This window comes from Saccharicrinis carchari, assembly GCF_900182605.1.
Classification (GTDB): Bacteria; Bacteroidota; Bacteroidia; order Bacteroidales; family Marinilabiliaceae; genus Saccharicrinis; species Saccharicrinis carchari.
The window spans coordinates 57015-74015 of the sequence record NZ_FXTB01000001.1 but is presented as its reverse complement, the minus strand read 5'-3'; the positions used below and the strand labels follow the sequence as shown (position 1 = coordinate 74015).

Sequence of the window (17001 nt, the reverse complement as noted above, 5' to 3'; positions counted from 1 at the left end):
AGGCATTCCGGTTTTGTAAACTATTGTTGAAGTTATATGCAGCAATAAACAAACTAATTTTTTAACGATGAACAAACTATTACTTATTGCCGTGGCATTGCTAGTATCAAGCCTTGCAAAATCCCAGAACATTCAGCTGCACTACGACTTGGGTGAGAACCGTAAAATGTTTACCACCACCGTTGAAATGTTCAAACCCGACAAAATGGGTAGCACTTTCTTTTTTATCGATTTAGATTATGGCACCGATAAACGGGGTGTTGACAATGGCGTATCATTGGCCTACTTAGAGATTGCCCGCAGCTTTAAATGGAGCGAAATGCAAAAGTTGGAGCCACGCGTGGAGTTTAATAGTGGAGCTGTTGGTGCCTTTCCTATTGAAAACGCTTATTTAGTGGGAGCACAATACACCTGGAATAATGCAGATTTTTCTAAAGTATTTACCCTCCAGGCCAACTTTAAGCACATTCAGGATAAGCAAGACGCGTCATTCCAACTGACTGGTGTTTGGGGCATGCATTTTATGAATAGAAGCTTATCGTTCACTGGGTTCGCCGATTTTTGGAGAGAGGATGTCGATTACACCTTCGACGGAAAGGCCGATGCGGAATACATTTTCCTGGCGGAGCCTCAACTATGGTGGAACACCACTGAGAAATTCTCTTTTGGTACCGAAATAGAAATAAGCAATAACTTTGGTCTGAACGACGGATTTATGATCAACCCAACCCTGGCCGCTAAATGGACTTTCTAAATCGCAACTTATGTTAGAGAAATTTTTTCAACTTAAAAAAAATAACACCAACGTACGTACCGAGATTATTGCCGGTATAACCACGTTTATGACCATGGCCTATATCCTGGCCGTAAATCCGGCTATCTTATCGGTAACCGGAATGGATCAAGGGGCTATTTTTACTGCCACCGCATTGTCGGCTGCCGTTGCCACTATGGTAATGGCATTGATTGCGAAGCTACCATTTGCATTGGCTCCGGGGATGGGCTTAAATGCCTTTTTTGCTTTCACCGTTGTTTTGGGTATGGGCCATACCTGGCAATTTGCGCTTACCGCAGTATTCATTGAGGGTATTATCTTTATCCTGCTAACGGCGTTTAATATCCGGGAGCTTATCATCAAAGCCATACCCATGAACATTAAACATGCTATATCGGTAGGTATCGGCTTATTTATCGCCCTCATCGGATTTAAAAATGCAGGCGTTGTAATCGATAATCAGGCTACCCTGGTAGGCCTGGGCAAGGTGATAGATATAAATGCCAATGCTGCTCCATTGGTGGCACTCATCACCCTTGTAATTACCGGAGCTCTTTTGGCACGTAAGGTGAAGGGCGCCTTACTCATCGGTATTTTTGTAGGTACCGTGCTGGGCATCCCCTTTGGTCTTACCAGTTTACCCACAAGTTTTGATATTACACCTCCTTCCCTATCGCCTATCTTTGCCAAATTTGAGTGGAGTAATATTTTTACGCTCGACATGGTATTGGTGTTACTCACCTTTTTATTTGTAGACTTGTTCGATACCGTAGGAACACTCATTGGTGTAACTTCAAAAGCCAATATGTTTGATAAAAATGGCCAGATACCCAGGGTGAAAAAGGCACTTTTTGCCGATTCGATAGGTACTACTGTAGGCGCCGTATTGGGAACCTCTACCGTTACTACCTATGTGGAGAGCGCCTCAGGCGTTGGCGAAGGCGGACGTACCGGATTAACCGCAGCCACAACAGGGGTATTGTTTTTAATGGCACTTTTTGTTTCGCCCTTATTTTTAATGATACCATCAGCTGCAACTGCTCCCACTTTAATATTGGTTGGGGTGATGATGTTTACAACAATAACAAAAATAGACCTGAAGGATTTTACCGAATCCATTCCGGCATTTCTTACCATTGTTATGATGCCTTTTACCTTCTCCATTGCCGAAGGTATCGTATTTGGTATGCTGGCTTTTGTAATACTGAAAGCACTGACCGGTAAATACAAGGAGATTTCCATCATAAGCTATTTGCTGGCCATACTGTTTTTATTGAAGTTTTTTATAGATTAAACAACAGTTTAATAATCCATTTTTTTTAAAAACGCCCCGGTATATTGCCGGGGCGTTTTTTGATTAACGTTAATTATTTACGTTCATTTGCAACTTGCACCAATCAGGGTGAACTTTTAATCTACCTTTTTCTTTTTATAAGGTCACCTTAACCGATACTTTACTTTTGAATGAAAGACCTGACAGTAGGAAACGAAGCCAAACTCATTTTTAACTTTGCCTTACCCATGGTACTGGGCAACCTTTTCCAACAGCTTTACAGCGTAGTTGACCGTATTATCGTGGGGCGATTTATAAGCGACCAGGCGCTGGCTGCCATCGGGGCATCGTTCCCTATTTTTTACATGCTTATATCATTTGTTATCGGTATTGGCAGCGGTGCCACCATTGTAATATCACAATATTTTGGAGCCAGAGAAAACGAAAAGGTGAAACGAGCTATAACCACCATCTATATTTTCCTGTTTTTTGCCAGCCTGGTCATTATGCTTATGGGGATTTATTTTAGCCGCGAAATATTTGAATTGCTCAACGTGGGCGAAGATGTATTACCGCATTCGGTTGCTTATTTTCGTGTTTATATGGTGGGCATGATCGCTTTTTTTGGTTTTAACGGTACTTCATCCATATTGCGTGGCTTGGGCGATTCCAAAACACCCTTGCGCTTCCTGATGTTTGCTACAGCACTCAACATTGTTCTCGATATCCTATTTGTGGTAGTATTAAACTGGGGTATTGAGGGAGCAGCCTGGGCTACAGTTATTGCACAGTTTTCGGCCTTTGGCGGAGCCATTTGGTATATCGAACGAAAACAACACATCATATCCTTCAAGCTTAAACAGTGGGTTTTTGATTGGCAACTCTTTAAACAAAGCCTGCGCATCGGTCTGCCCACCGGATTTCAACAAACATTTGTGGCTTTAGGTATGATGGCGCTCATCCGTATAGTAAATAATTTCGACTCCTCCGTTTTGGCTGCTTATACCGCCGCGGGGCAGATAGATTCCTTAGCTGCTCTGCCCGCGCTCAATCTGGCATCGGCTCTTTCGGCTTTTGTAGGGCAAAATCTGGGTGCCAATAAAATTGAGCGTATACGAAAAGGGCTGTGGGCCACACTCTATATGTCGTGGAGTATCAGCTTTGTAGTAATGCTTGCGGCCTATTTTTTCAGCGGCCACCTGATGGCCTTATTTTCAGAGAGTAAGGATGTAATACACCACGGCTCCAACTACCTGATTATCGTAAGCTCCTTTTATCTTGTTTTTTCAACTATGTTTGTGCTGCATGGTGTATTACGCGGCGCGGGGGCTACTCTTATACCTATGTTTATCACTTTACTATCCTTATGGATTATCCGCATTCCCCTGGCCGTATTTTTTTCGGAACATTTTGGGGTAAACGGCATATGGTGGGCTATACCTGCAGGTTGGGCAACGGGTATGATAGGTTCCTTAATTTATTACCTCAGCGGTAAATGGAAAGGAAAAGGGGTAATTAAACAGCAGTTTGTTGTTTAAAGCGAAATGTAATCCCACAAAACTTTAACAATCCTTAATTCCTCTGTTAATTCCACGAATTGGGCATATCTTTGCCGGTTAAATTTTCTGCTATGATTTGGATACTGCTTACGCTCGCTTCGGCATTTTTTATAGGCTTGTACGAAGTGGCTAAAAAACATGCCGTTCATAATAATGCGGTTTGGCTGGTACTGCTGTACGGCTCTTTTACCGGTGCTATTCTGTTTTTACCTTTCATTGTACTTTCGGCTTTGGGTGCAATCGGCAGTGATTTTATACTCTACGTTCCGCGCATCACCCTATATGAGCATCTTCTTATTCTGTTAAAAACAGGTATTGTACTCACCTCCTGGGTACTCTCCTATTTTGCTCTAAAACATCTACCCATTACCATTGCATCGCCTATACGATCCACTTCGCCCATATGGACCATTCTCGGTGCCTTGATAATTTATCAGGAACGACTAACGCCCATGCAATGGTTGGGGCTTGTGCTTACTTTGGGTTTTTTCTTTCTTTTTTCGCTGGCGGGTAGGCGCGAAGGAATTTCGTTTAGAAGCAATAAATGGGTTTGGTTGGCCTTGCTGGCCGCTATGTTTTCATCATCCAGTGCCCTTTTCGATAAACATTTGATTCGTTCCATCGATAAAGTGGCAGTACAGGCTTTCTTTACCATTTACCAGGTAGTCCTTCTCTTCCCTGTTGTCCTTATCATCCGAAAAAACAATCCCAATGCTTTACCGCTGAAATGGCGCTGGACTATTCCGGCCGTTGCCATTTTATTAATTTTTGCCGACTTCCTCTACTTTGCCGCCTTAAACGACCCCAGCTCTCTCATTGCCATCGTTTCCACTATTAGGCGAGGCAGTGTAATTGTTGCTTTTATTTTGGGTGCATGGCTTTTTAAAGAACGTAACCTGACCCGCAAAGCAATATTTCTGGCAGGAATATTAGCTGGATTGGTTATTTTATTACTTAGTTGATCGGGTATAGAATATTCTTTTTACTGCTTAAGCACTAAGTACCAATCTCCTGTTAGCCCCCAAGTCTCCTTATCAATAATTTTTAATATTTATTGTTTGAAATCTTGTACCTTATCGTTTAAGTTTTTATTATTGCAACCTCAATTTAATGTAATGTTTTTTTCATTGTTCAATTAAAAAGAAAGGAGTGCCCGTGCAAATAAACTAAAACCCATCTTTTTCTAAGGTCCAATACAGAAGAACCGGAATACAGAACCCTTATCCTACTAGTTATTGGGCAGGCTAAATATGACGGACCCAAGAAAAGAGGTGATTGGAACGTTAGCTTTGGCAAATCCAATTCCAGTAATAGGGTTACTGATAAACAGCAATACTATGCATTGATATTTCAAGCGGCCTATGATCATTATTATCACAATAGTTTTGGATTAAGTAGTCCTCCAAAAAAACAGTTTGTTAAAACCTCAGGTTAAGATTTCTGCTAGTCAAACCCAGAGACAACATAATAAAACTAGTCATGCAGCTATGTATGCGCGTACATTAGGCGTTTTGCCATCAATATATATTCGCGAATGGGATGTTTCTTCTTATCGAGTATATAGTACAACCATACATGAACTAGCACATGCGGCTCATTGGGATATGGATAGAGGTGCCTTTAGGGAACTAGTAAAGAAAGCGTATGATATACCGACAAATGCCTCTAATAGTAAATCTTACGTAGCTGTCATAGAAAGTTGGCCAGAAGGGGTAGAGTGGTATTTTACTACTAACAGATACAAAAAATATTTGAACCAAAACAGCTTTGTTTACATGGATAATTATCAATACCGAATTCTTCCAAATTATTCATCTGACGATTTCTACAAAACTTACACTTCAATAATCATAGACTTGATGGATAATTTTAATCAAAGCGTCAAATATGGAAGGTGGTACCCTGTGGATAGAGTAAAAGGTTATACAATTAAGCAAATAGAAAGTGCTCTAAAAGGTGCAAGGTCGTGGAATAAGTTTAGGGATAGAATTAAAAACATAAATTCATCTAATAACGATGATGATGAAATAGATGAGCTTTTTGCTAATTGGCATAAATAAATATATTATGAAGAAATTACAATTAATTGCCTATGCGATTTTCACATTATTGACCTTCAGCTGCGGAGGAGGAACAAAGGATTATGCTTATTACCATTTAGCAAATGGTACAAACTATGATGTGAGCATGAAATTTTACAAATACGATAGCATGTATAACAATATTAGCTTAGCGGTTGGGCAATCATATACTGGTAGTGCATATAGTGGAGAGGGGGGCTGTGGTCGAACTGCTTATTGTGCGCTAGACACACCTGACTCACTGGTAATTATTTTTGATGATAATCGTAAAGCAAAAATAATATGGAATGGTGACAATACCTCATTGGGAGGAATTGATAAAAACTTATTATCTGATGAAGCTTATACAATAGAAGATAATGAAAACTATAGGTATGTGTTTACTGAACAAGATTATGATAATGCAATAGAGTTTTAAAGTAGTGACGCAAGCACCTTTGCTACGCTTTCTAAAAAATTAATTGCCGATTTGTAATTGTGTGGGAGTATTTGCTCTCGCACTTTCTTTTGTTGAATTTTGACCTTAAACATCCCCAAATAAAATAGCTGTCATCTCTTGTTGTTTGCAAAATAAAACAGAAAGAAAGGAGTGCTTATGTATATATTTTAAATTAAGACCCATCTTTTCTAAGGTCCAATACAGAAAAACCGGCATACAAAACCCTTATCCTATTAGCTATTGGGCAGGCGGCGAGGCTGTAAACAAGTTGAATGTGCGTGCGGTGTTCAAAGAAGGAACCGGAGACATGTTTGCTATCAGAGCCAATAGAATTAGAGTGTACTCCAAATTCACACGAGGAATGGGCAATAAAGAAACTGACGACTTATATGCCGTAGCCTTTCATGAACTCGGTCATCAGTCACATTGGAAGCTTACAAAGTGGAATATTACATGGAGTAAAAAAATAGTACGTGAAAGCTGGGCCGATTTTATAGAGCACACATTTATCCAACAGTATTATCCTGGTTTCTCAAGCCACAAACAGAATGATGACAGAAACAGAATGAGTAATGGGTATTCTGCAATCTTTATTGACCTTGTTGATGGTGAAAACCAGCGTTTTACACGTAGTCACGCAGGAAGTACTAATTATCCCAATGACAATGTAAAGGGCTATAGCGCGAGTCAATTGCAGAGTGCAGTAAAGAATTCACGTAAGCTTGAGCAGGTAAGAGATTATCTGAAAAAGAACTATAAAAATAGTACGGAAGATAAACTCGATGATTTATTTGATTTTTATATTGATATTCAATGATAATGAAAAACATTTTAGTTCTATGCCTAATTTTTGCCTCAATTTCTTGTAAGGAGAATTTGACGGAACACCCATCTATTCGACGAATTGTCAACGGCACAGAAGTTAATGTCAGAGTAGAGGTTTTTGGTGATGACCAAAAATTCATCTATAATATCATTGCCGGCGATTCCTTTGATATTGAGGGCATTTGCACAAGCGGTATAGAAACCTATTGTGATTTAGGATGGGTTACAAGTCTTGCCAATGGCAGAATCTTCTTTGGCAATGAAAAGGTACAAGTTTTTGGGTACCCTTCCGGAAACAACTATGAAAAATTCATTAATGCAGACCCAATATCTGGTGGATATGGATATGTTAGGTCAAATGAAAACGGCATTGATATTTATACGTACCGTATAACTCCAGAAGATTATGATATGGCGGAGGATTGTGATGGGGGTTGTGATTGAGTGCCGCCGACTGATTCAACAGTTAAAGCAACCGATCTGCTGATTACTATAACAACGAAGCTAAAAACTTTTTTTAGATAAATAACTCATAAAAGCCCCTTCTTAGGGGCTTTTTAAATCAAAAATATATTATATTGTTTTCCGATTTTGGTAAAGTTACAATAATGCAAAAACATCTAAACCTCACACTGTTGTTAATCAACAGTATTTTCTCGTGCTATTCGCAGGCATTGTTGCGCCCTTATTTGAATGCATTGATAGGATACTCGCACCAAAGATACAGTATGCTACCTCATTACGCCAACCGCAAAGCAAATGAATTTGACTATGGTGCTTATGCCGGTGTGCAGTTTAGGGCAAGCAAATCTTTGAAATAATGCTTGAGGCAGGATATGGCAGAAATAGCATCACGCACTTAGGTATATCTTACTGTTTATGAAACCCATACTCCTCCCCCTCCTCCTTCTGTTCCTGAGCTCGTGCTACAAAGAAGTGGATATTGATTTGCCCAAGCGCAAACCCAAATTGGTTATCGGCAGTTATATCACGGCCAACGAACCCATCGGCGCAGTAATTACCCAATCGGTACCTGCCAACGATACGGTGTTTACCTTAAAAACAAAGGCACAAGTTAGCGTGGCCGTAAACGGCGAGGAATATCCTTTAACACATATAAAAGACTCGTTGTACCGCTCTACTATTAAGGTCCGGCACGGCAGAACATACACCATCAGGGCCAGTGCCCCGGGTTACGAAACGGTGCATGCAAGCGATTCTATCCCCCGTCCGGTAGGTTTCGGCATTAAAAAATACGTAGCCACAGCCAACGTAGATAACGAAGGCGAAAACATCTCCTCTATTACCATCGATATAAAAAACATCCCCGATGTGCCCACCTTTTTTGAGTTGCGCATGCTTAGCACGGTTATTTATAATTGGGATGAAAAAGACTGGACCAGTGTTTATTACGAGGGACTGCACAGCCAAGATATTACCATTAGGAACGAAGGCTTGGTAAACCTCAGTGCCAACAAGGTGGGTTTGTTGTTTACCAACGAGCTAATGCAGGGCAGCAGCCATAGCCTAAGCTTTGATTTTTACAATTTAATAGGTGACGAACACAATAGCATAGACAAGGTGGAAATACAATTGAGGACGGTTTCGGCAGCGTACTACAAGTTTAAAAAACGTTTGTACCCCAATCTCGATAACCAAGTGGGCGATTTATGGGACGGCACGGGCAACCCGATCGATGCCTATACAAATGTGGTAAATGGCTACGGCATTTTTGCCGGTTACAGCCAGGTGTCTCACTCTAAAAATCTGTAATGCGCCGTATAACAATACTGGCCCTCTGCGCCATAATGGCGGGCAAACTACTTGCACAGGTAAACCTATCGGGTTATGTAACGGATGATACCACGGGCGAGCCCTTGATAGGCGTAAGTGTATATTGTACCGAAACCGAACAAGGACAGGCCAGCAATGCCTTTGGGTATTTTAACTTCACGTTTGCCGACAAAGGAAAGTACAGCATCCAATTTTCGTATGTGGGCTATGCACCCTACAAAGCCCGGTTTGACATAAAGGACGATACGCTGATGGGCATTACCTTACAGCCGGGCCTGGATATTCAAGAAATAAGCGTTAAGGCCCAAAAACCCATTGAAGAAAGAGCGGAGATAAGCACCGCGCAGCTTACCATGAAAGAAGTAAAGCGCATCCCCGCGCTGGGCGGCGAGGTGGATCTGATAAAGGCACTGCAGCTGCTTCCGGGCGTTAGCCAAGGCAGCGAGGGCAGCAGCGGCATGTACGTGCGGGGCGGCAGTCCGGACCAGAACCTGATTTTATTGGACGACGTACCGCTCTATTACGTAAACCACCTGGGCGGCTTTGTATCTACCTTTAACCCCGATGCCATCCAAAACGTAACCCTCATAAAAGGAGGTTTTCCGGCCCGTTACGGCTCGCGCCTGTCGTCGGTGCTGGACGTGCGCATGAAAAACGGCAACACCAAACAATTTAAGGGACATGCCACCGTGGGCATGGTATCGTCGAAACTAACATTGGAAGGCCCCGTAAAAAAAGAAACCTCGTCGTACCTTATTTCGGTGCGCCGGATGATGTACGATATTTTGATGCGGCCGCTAACCCCGCTGCTGTTTAACGGTGCCGGCATGGGCTACAATTTTTACGACGCGAATGCCAAGTACAACCACAAGCTAAGCCACCGGGACCGTTTGTACCTGAGCTTTTATATGGGCGACGACCGCAGCATCACTTCCTTTAAACCCAAAGACAGCGACATTACCTCCAAAGGAAAACTGCGCTGGGGCAACACCTTGGCCGCACTGCGCTGGAACCATGTTTTTAACCCAAAGTTGTTCAACAACCTTACGGCATCCTATACGCAGTACCGCAATACAATGGAACAAAATTATAAAGGGAGCGGCAGCAAATTCGATTACCGTTTTTTGTCGAAGGTATCGGATGCGACCTTAAAAACAGATTTCGATTGGTTTGTGGGCAACACCTACACCCTGCGCACCGGGGCAAATATTATTTATCATCGTTACCTGCCCTCGCGCATGAACAACAAACAAAGCGTGGACGGTGTTACCAACGACTCTACGCATGTAAACTACCGCGAGGAGGCTATGGAGGCCAATGTTTACATCGAAAACGAAATTCAGCTTAGCCCCAACATCAGTTTTAATTTGGGTTTGAGATATGCCAATTATAAGGTGGACAGAAAAATATACCCAAGCATTGAACCCCGCCTGGCATTCAACTACCGCTTTATGCCGCACCATTCGTTAAAGTTGGGATATGCCCAAATGCAGCAGAACGTACACCTGCTCACGGGCAGCAGCACCGGCATGCCGTCGGATTATTGGTTGCCGCCCACAAAACGGCTCGCCCCGCAACTATCGGTACAGTACTCCGTGGGGTGGGCACATACCACCGCCGATAAAAAATTTGAGATAAGCGTTGAAGCCTATTATAAGGAGATGGATAATCTGATTTCGTTCAAGGACGGGGTGTCCTACTTTACGGGCCTGGGCAATTGGGAAAACCATGTAGAAGGCAAGGGCAAAGGAACCGCCAGGGGCATTGAATTTTTCCTGAAGAAAAATAAGGGCAAAACAACGGGATGGATTGGCTACACCCTCTCGGAGACCACCCGCAAGTTCGGGGAGGTAAACCAGGGCAAACGATATCCGTACCGTTATGACCGTCCGCACGACATCAGTATTGTGGTGCAGCACCAAATAAGACCCAGCATCGATGTTTTTGCCTCATGGGTATATAACACGGGCAATGCCATTACCCTGGCCAAGGAACATTTCATGGTGCCCCACGAACCAAAAGATGAATACGAAAAGCCCTATGTTAGCGTGGAAATATACGACGGTAAAAACAGCACCCGCATGCAAGCCTACCACCGCCTGGACGTAGGCATAAACTTTATTAAAAAAAGAAGCCGGGGAGAGCGTATCTGGCGCCTCAGCGTATATAACCTCTACAACCGCCAAAATGCCTATTATTATTTCTGGGACAACGAATTGAATGCCATCGGATGGGAACTGACAGAGCCCCGCCTGTACAAACAAACCCTCTTCCCCATTATCCCCTCGGTAAGTTACAGTTGGACGTTTTGAAGGAAGCGCATCAGCTTGTAGGAAAGTGATATATCAAACTGCTATAATACTTTGTAAATTATGGTTGTAGGTGATAATTTAATGCTTAGCTATTTTGTTATGAAAGTCAAACTTGAATCCAGCAACCCTATTGTTTCCGGGAACTCTGCTTGCCAGTAACTTGGCGTAACAAGCCCGTATTTAAGCAAGCAGATACAGTAGTGAACTGTACATCAATTCATTATCCGCTTACAACTAACTGAAGATAACCAATACCATTGCGTTGCGAAGCGAGCTGGGCTTTGGCAATTGTTACAGATTTACTTTCAAAGAGTTCAAGGGCAGATACGACACAAGCCAGGAGAACCCAACATGAGATGGCAGTTAGTATTTGTTTCGGCAAGGTATATAGATTTTAGAGGGTGATAAACACCACTTTGAAAACGAAAAACGCCCGATACTTTCGCGTATCGGACGTTTTTTAAGTTTTATTATTTTCTCTCCGCCTTTCATTACGCGAAGACCCGAAATGGGATTACTATTCTATCCCCTTTCCGCTAAAGCCACATGTCTACCGCAGGCAGGGAGGGGCTTTAATCCAGTTTTAGCACCGCCATAAATGCCTTTTGGGGCACCTCCACGTTACCTACCTGTTTCATCCGTTTTTTACCTTTCTTCTGTTTCTCCAACAGTTTACGCTTACGGCTAATGTCGCCACCATAACATTTGGCGGTAACATCTTTACGCACCGCTTTTACCGTTTCGCGCGATATAATTTTACTGCCGATAGCGGCCTGTATGGCAATGTCGAATTGCTGTCGGGGTATCAGTTCCTTTAACTTTTCGCACATTCGTCGTCCCAGGGGTTGGGCATTATCAAAATGAATTAGTGTTGAAAGGGCATCCACACTTTCGCCATTAAGCAGTATATCGAGCTTAATTAATTTGGCGGGTTTAAAACCTATAGGCTGATAATCGAAAGAGGCATATCCTTTAGAAATACTCTTGAGCTTATCATAAAAGTCGAATACAATTTCGGCCAGTGGCATGTTATAACTCAACTCCACCCTGTCGGCAGTCAAATATTCCTGTTTCACCATCTCGCCGCGTTTAGTCAGACACAAATTCATTATCTGTCCTATATACTCCGACTTGGTAATTATCTGGGCATGGATATACGGTTCGTCTATCCAGTCGATAATTGTCTGCTCGGGCAATCCGGAGGGATTGTGCACCTCTACCTGCTCTCCTTTTTTTGTATGTACGATATAAGGCACGTTCGGAACAGTTGTTATCACATTCATATCAAACTCCCTCTCTAAACGTTCCTGAATAATTTCCATATGGAGCATCCCCAGGAAGCCACAACGAAAACCAAAACCCAGGGCGGCCGATGATTCCGGTTCAAATGTAAGGGAAGCATCATTGAGTTGAAGCTTTTCCATCGAAGCTCTCAAATCTTCGTAGTCGTCGCTATCGATAGGGTACACCCCGGCAAAAACCATGGGTTTAACCTCTTCAAAACCCTCTACCCTATTTTGGCATCCTCCCTTCACGTGGGTAATGGTGTCGCCCACCTTAACTTCTTTACTTGTTTTTATCCCTGATATGATATAGCCCACATCACCTGCACCCAACATTTTCCTTGGTTCCATTTCCAACCGTAGCACCCCTACCTCATCGGCATGATATTCTTTTCCGGTAGCCATAAATTTGACCAAATCGCCTTTACGTATTTCTCCGTTTACCACCTTAAAATAAGCGATAATCCCCCTAAAAGAATTAAAAACAGAATCAAAGATCATACATTGCAAAGGTTTTGCCGAATCGCCCACCGGTGGTGGCACATCATGAACAATGGCGCGCAGTATGTTCTCTATACCCATTCCCGTTTTTCCACTGGCATGAATTATATCTTCACGTTTTCCCCCAATCAACTCCAGAATTTGATCCTCCACTTCATCGGGCATGGCATTGGGCAAATCCATTTTGTTCATCACCGGGATGATATGTAAATCGTGCTCTATGGCTTTGTATAAATTCGAAATTGTTTGCGCCTGAATACCCTGGGTTGAATCCACAATCAGCAAAGCACCTTCGCAAGCTGCTATGGATCGCGAAACCTCATACGAAAAGTCCACGTGCCCCGGCGTATCAATCAAGTTAAGAACATACTTTTCACCATCGAGCAAATAATCCATCTGTATGGCATGGCTTTTAATGGTGATCCCCCTTTCCCTTTCAATGTCCATATTGTCGAGCACCTGTGCCTGAGCGTCCCTTTCGGACACGGTAGAGGTGAATTCCAATAATCTGTCGGCCAAGGTACTTTTACCGTGGTCGATATGGGCAATAATACAAAAGTTTCTTATATGCTTCATAAGCTAATGTTACCGTACGCGTAAATTAATATCACTTAAACAAGAACCAGGTTCCTTTTATTCCAATGGGCAAAGATATTTAAAATCATTGTAATTTGAATTAATTTTATAACATCAATCTGCTTTATCGGGCATTAAAAAGCGTGCATAAAACAACTGGTTAGCCCAAATCAACTATTTATGTGAAAAAAATACACTTTATACAAAAAAACACCCTGTACGCAACATATAAATATATCTTTGCATAAAATAAATAAGTTTATGAGCAAGATATTAGTAACGGGTTGTGCCGGTTTTATTGGTTCACATCTATCTCAAACACTGCTAAAAAAAGGCTACAAGGTGGTTGGGGTTGATAACTTCGATCCTTTTTACAAGCGAACAATGAAGGAAGGTAATCTGAGCGAATTCCGTCATCATCCGAACTTTAGCTTTTACGAGCTGGATTTATGCGATGAAGCCAGGGTAAAGGAAAAATTATCTGAAAAATTCGATTGCATTGTTCATCTGGCGGCTAAAGCGGGAGTGCGTCCTTCCATTGAAAATCCACAAGCTTATATTGACAATAACATAAGTGCCACCCGAATATTAATTGACCTGATGCGGGAAACAGGTAGCAGGAAAATGGCTTTTGCCAGTTCATCTTCGGTGTATGGCAACATGACCGACACACCATGGAGCGAAACTCTGGATGTTTCGATGCCTATTTCACCTTATGCGTTCACCAAAAAATCGTGCGAGCTCCTCAACCACACCTATCATCATCTTTATAAGCTCGATTTTATCAACCTAAGGTTTTTTACCGTATTTGGCCCCCGGCAGCGACCTGATTTGGCCATCAATAAGTTTACAAGGCTGCTTTACGAAAGAAAGCCCATTCCTATGTTTGGCGATGGTTCTACCGCGCGCGATTACACTTTTGTGGACGACACCGTTTCGGGTATCATCAAAGCTATTACGTATTTGCAAAACAACGAAAATGTTTTTGAAAACATCAACCTGGGCAACCATACACCTGTAAAACTGATTGACCTGATACACACCATTGCCGAAGTAAGCGGACAAAAACTGGAAATAGAGCGACTGCCCATGCAACCCGGCGATGTAAACATCACTTACGCCAATATAAATAAAGCAAAACAATTATTGGGATATGCGCCCACTACATCTCTTAAGGAAGGATTACAAGCTTTTATAAATTGGTACTTGAAACAGTAAGTGGGTTTAAAAACACAAAAAATAATATAGCTCCCGTTCTTTCGGTATTGGGGCGATTTTGTCGGGGGTTTATTTTAATTTACAAGCACAATGTACACAAAGGCCATACAAGGTTCACAATGTTTCTTCGTGTCCCTTGTGCACCCTTCGTGTTCATTGTGGCTACTTTTAAGTGCGGCGTTACGTCACTTACCCCGCTGTTAATAAAACATTTCGATAAACTAACCCACCAGCTCCTGCACCAGGTCGGATGCTTCTTTAAGTGTAATAGCCGAGAAAACTTTCAAACCGGATTCATCAATAATCTTTTTGCCTCCCTCGGCATTTGTTCCTTGAAGCCGAACAATGATTGGAATATCAATATCGCCTATCTTTTTATAGGCTTCTACCACGCCGTGTGCCACTCTGTCGCAGCGTACTATTCCCCCAAATATATTTATCAGTATGGCTTTTACATTAGGGTCGGCCAGAATTATCTTTAAACCTGCCTCCACCGTTTGTGCATTGGCACCACCACCCACATCGAGGAAGTTTGCCGGGTCGCCACCTGATAGTTTTATGATGTCCATGGTAGCCATTGCTAAACCGGCACCATTAACCATACAGCCCACGTTACCGTCGAGCTTTACAAAATTAAGATTGTGCTTTGATGCTTCTATCTCTGCCGGATCTTCCTCATCCAAATCACGCATCTCAATAAAATCGCGATGCCTGTAAAGGGCATTGTCGTCGAGGTTAATTTTTGCATCGATGGCCATAACCAAATCGTCGGAAGTTTTAAGCACAGGGTTAATCTCCACCAACGAAGCATCGGCTCCTTCGTAGGCTTTATAAAGTGCGGTTACAAACTTTGTCATCTCCTTAAATGCCTTACCCGACAAACCCAGATTAAAAGCTACCCTGCGTGCCTGAAAAGGCAAAACACCGGTGGCAGGGTCAATCTCCTCCTTATAAATAAGATGAGGCGTTTCCTCAGCTACTTTTTCAATATCCATCCCTCCCTCGGTAGAATACATGATAATATTCCGGCTGGTATCCCGATTAAGGAGTACGCTCATGTAATACTCTTTTGGCTCCGATTCGCCTGCATAAAACACATTTTGTGCTACAAGCACTTTATTCACTTTTTTTCCCTCCGGACCTGTTTGGTGGGTTACCAGCTGCATACCCAAAATCTGCTTGGACACTTCTTTTACCTCGTCTAATGAGGTAGCCACCTTAACTCCGCCACCTTTGCCACGCCCCCCGGCATGTATCTGAGCTTTCACAACCCAGATATCTGTTCCGGTTAATTGCTTTAAACGTTTTGCTGCGGCTACTGCCCTGTCCGGGTTATCAGCCACAATTCCTTCCGAAACCCGGACCCCATATCGTTTGAGGATTTCCTGACCTTGATATTCGTGAATATTCATGTAGATTTTATATAAAAAGGTTATCTATCTAAATTTTTTGTAATGTACAATTTTGATGGCAAAAATAAAACGTTGAAAATGCTTATTTTTGTCAGCTTAAATAATTACCATACCGATAATAAAAAGAAACATGAGGAAACTGCGAAACAAAGAACTAAACAGACTAAGCGTAGAAGAGTTCAAGCATGCCAAAAAAACCCCCATTGTGGTAGTTCTCGACAATGTGAGAAGTCTGAACAATGTGGGTTCGGTTTTCAGGACATCCGATGCGCTTTGCCTTCAAGAAATATATTTATGTGGCATTACCCCCACTCCTCCGCATAACGACATACATAAAACTGCACTGGGCGCTGAAGATTCCATGCGATGGAGCTACCACGAAGATACTATATCGGCAATTTTAGCACTTAAAAATAAAGGCTATAAAGTATATTGCGTGGAACAGGCCGTGGGAAGCACCTCCTTGTTAGATTTTAAACCTGTACAAGATCAAAAAATGGCCCTGATTTTTGGCAACGAAGTAAAAGGTGTTCAGCAGGCGGTAATTGACACGGCCGACGCTTGTATCGAGATTCCCCAATTTGGCACCAAGCATTCGTTAAACATCAGTGTAAGTGCCGGTATCGTACTTTGGGAAGCCGGCAAATATATCCGGGGGATGGTATGACCATTGGATGTATTTGCGCTATTTCCTACGCTATCCCTAAAGTGATTGATTCAGGGACCTTCTTTGGGTTTTTTGGATAACAAGCCCCTTATTTAGCTTTTATTCGCCGTTGTTTTACACCTCCCGCCGTCCTTACTTCGTAGCTTATTCCATCATTTCATTTCACAAATCGTTTGATTAGCCATTACCGAATACCCATTACCATAAGCCAATTAGCAAAAACCGCTTACCGATCTCCTCTCTCTTTTTAACGTTTCCTGTTCATATATAGGCAAATCGCCCATAA

The 17001-nt window shown here is 42.4% G+C and carries 15 protein-coding genes; 13 read left to right on the top strand and 2 right to left on the bottom strand.

All coding sequences use genetic code 11. From position 1 onward, the window contains the following. The first annotated feature begins 67 nt into the window (after window positions 1–67). From FN809_RS00280 to FN809_RS00230, 11 genes are all read left to right on the top strand, one after another. Entirely contained in the window at window positions 68–754 is a 687-nt protein-coding gene (locus FN809_RS00280; RefSeq protein ID WP_142531482.1) for a DUF5020 family protein, read from the top strand. 10 nt (window positions 755–764) lie between these two features. Beyond that, complete coding sequence (locus FN809_RS00275; RefSeq protein ID WP_142531481.1) at window positions 765–2069, top strand: NCS2 family permease; 1305 nt, start codon at window positions 765–767, stop codon at window positions 2067–2069. Window positions 2070–2239: 170 nt separating this feature from the next. Next, on the top strand, window positions 2240–3586 hold the full coding sequence (locus tag FN809_RS00270) for an MATE family efflux transporter (protein ID WP_142531480.1): 1347 nt from the start codon (window positions 2240–2242) through the stop codon (window positions 3584–3586). 92 nt (window positions 3587–3678) lie between these two features. Further along, entirely contained in the window at window positions 3679–4569 is an 891-nt protein-coding gene (locus tag FN809_RS00265) for a DMT family transporter (protein WP_246095365.1), read from the top strand. Window positions 4570–5022: 453 nt separating this feature from the next. After that, a complete protein-coding gene (locus tag FN809_RS00260; RefSeq protein ID WP_142531479.1) occupies window positions 5023–5667 on the top strand; it encodes a hypothetical protein in 645 nt (214 codons plus the stop codon). Between the two features lie 7 nt (window positions 5668–5674). Beyond that, a complete protein-coding gene (locus FN809_RS00255; RefSeq protein WP_142531478.1) occupies window positions 5675–6106 on the top strand; it encodes a hypothetical protein in 432 nt (143 codons plus the stop codon). 382 nt (window positions 6107–6488) lie between these two features. Further along, the gene (locus FN809_RS00250; protein ID WP_142531477.1) at window positions 6489–6944 is read left to right on the top strand and encodes a hypothetical protein; all 456 of its coding nucleotides are present in this window, start codon (window positions 6489–6491) and stop codon (window positions 6942–6944) included. A 2-nt stretch (window positions 6945–6946) separates the two neighbouring features. Further along, window positions 6947–7396 carry a hypothetical protein gene (locus FN809_RS00245; RefSeq protein ID WP_142531476.1) on the top strand — a complete coding sequence of 150 codons (450 nt, stop codon included), beginning with the start codon at window positions 6947–6949 and terminating at the stop codon, window positions 7394–7396. A gap of 164 nt (window positions 7397–7560) precedes the next feature. Then, window positions 7561–7773 carry a hypothetical protein gene (locus tag FN809_RS00240; protein WP_142531475.1) on the top strand — a complete coding sequence of 71 codons (213 nt, stop codon included), beginning with the start codon at window positions 7561–7563 and terminating at the stop codon, window positions 7771–7773. 58 nt (window positions 7774–7831) lie between these two features. Beyond that, window positions 7832–8725, top strand: a complete 894-nt coding sequence (locus FN809_RS00235; protein ID WP_142531474.1) for a DUF4249 domain-containing protein — start codon at window positions 7832–7834, stop codon at window positions 8723–8725. Beyond that, on the top strand, window positions 8725–11058 hold the full coding sequence (locus FN809_RS00230; RefSeq protein WP_142531473.1) for a TonB-dependent receptor: 2334 nt from the start codon (window positions 8725–8727) through the stop codon (window positions 11056–11058). The genes FN809_RS00235 and FN809_RS00230 overlap by 1 nt, the downstream gene beginning before the upstream one ends. A gap of 572 nt (window positions 11059–11630) precedes the next feature. Here the strand turns inward: FN809_RS00230 and lepA are convergent. Further along, the gene (lepA, locus tag FN809_RS00225; protein ID WP_142531472.1) at window positions 11631–13418 is read right to left on the bottom strand and encodes a translation elongation factor 4; all 1788 of its coding nucleotides are present in this window, start codon (window positions 13416–13418) and stop codon (window positions 11631–11633) included. A gap of 261 nt (window positions 13419–13679) precedes the next feature. Here lepA and FN809_RS00220 point away from each other — a divergent pair, with 261 nt between their 5' ends. Further along, window positions 13680–14636: a GDP-mannose 4,6-dehydratase gene (locus FN809_RS00220; protein ID WP_142531471.1), complete on the top strand. Its 957-nt coding sequence runs from the start codon at window positions 13680–13682 to the stop codon at window positions 14634–14636. Between the two features lie 221 nt (window positions 14637–14857). Here the strand turns inward: FN809_RS00220 and sucC are convergent, their stop codons facing one another. Beyond that, a complete protein-coding gene (gene sucC / locus FN809_RS00215) occupies window positions 14858–16048 on the bottom strand; it encodes an ADP-forming succinate--CoA ligase subunit beta (protein ID WP_142531470.1) in 1191 nt (396 codons plus the stop codon). A 130-nt stretch (window positions 16049–16178) separates the two neighbouring features. Here sucC and FN809_RS00210 point away from each other — a divergent pair, with 130 nt between their 5' ends. After that, window positions 16179–16715, top strand: a complete 537-nt coding sequence (locus FN809_RS00210) for an RNA methyltransferase (RefSeq protein WP_142531469.1) — start codon at window positions 16179–16181, stop codon at window positions 16713–16715. Window positions 16716–17001: the final 286 nt, after the last annotated feature.

Bases quoted from the DNA above. Each gene is read 5' to 3' on its own strand.
- FN809_RS00280 (WP_142531482.1), top strand. From the start codon at position 68: ATGAACAAACTATTACTTATTGCCGTGGCATTGCTAGTATCAAGCCTT.
- FN809_RS00275 (WP_142531481.1), top strand. From the start codon at position 765: ATGTTAGAGAAATTTTTTCAACTTAAAAAAAATAACACCAACGTACGT.
- FN809_RS00270 (WP_142531480.1), top strand. From the start codon at position 2,240: ATGAAAGACCTGACAGTAGGAAACGAAGCCAAACTCATTTTTAACTTT.
- FN809_RS00265 (WP_246095365.1), top strand. From the start codon at position 3,679: ATGATTTGGATACTGCTTACGCTCGCTTCGGCATTTTTTATAGGCTTG.
- FN809_RS00255 (WP_142531478.1), top strand. From the start codon at position 5,675: ATGAAGAAATTACAATTAATTGCCTATGCGATTTTCACATTATTGACC.
- FN809_RS00250 (WP_142531477.1), top strand. From the start codon at position 6,489: ATGGGCAATAAAGAAACTGACGACTTATATGCCGTAGCCTTTCATGAA.
- FN809_RS00245 (WP_142531476.1), top strand. From the start codon at position 6,947: ATGAAAAACATTTTAGTTCTATGCCTAATTTTTGCCTCAATTTCTTGT.
- FN809_RS00240 (WP_142531475.1), top strand. From the start codon at position 7,561: ATGCAAAAACATCTAAACCTCACACTGTTGTTAATCAACAGTATTTTC.
- FN809_RS00235 (WP_142531474.1), top strand. From the start codon at position 7,832: ATGAAACCCATACTCCTCCCCCTCCTCCTTCTGTTCCTGAGCTCGTGC.
- FN809_RS00230 (WP_142531473.1), top strand. From the start codon at position 8,725: ATGCGCCGTATAACAATACTGGCCCTCTGCGCCATAATGGCGGGCAAA.
- lepA (WP_142531472.1), bottom strand. From the start codon at position 13,418: ATGAAGCATATAAGAAACTTTTGTATTATTGCCCATATCGACCACGGT.
- FN809_RS00220 (WP_142531471.1), top strand. From the start codon at position 13,680: ATGAGCAAGATATTAGTAACGGGTTGTGCCGGTTTTATTGGTTCACAT.
- sucC (WP_142531470.1), bottom strand. From the start codon at position 16,048: ATGAATATTCACGAATATCAAGGTCAGGAAATCCTCAAACGATATGGG.
- FN809_RS00210 (WP_142531469.1), top strand. From the start codon at position 16,179: ATGAGGAAACTGCGAAACAAAGAACTAAACAGACTAAGCGTAGAAGAG.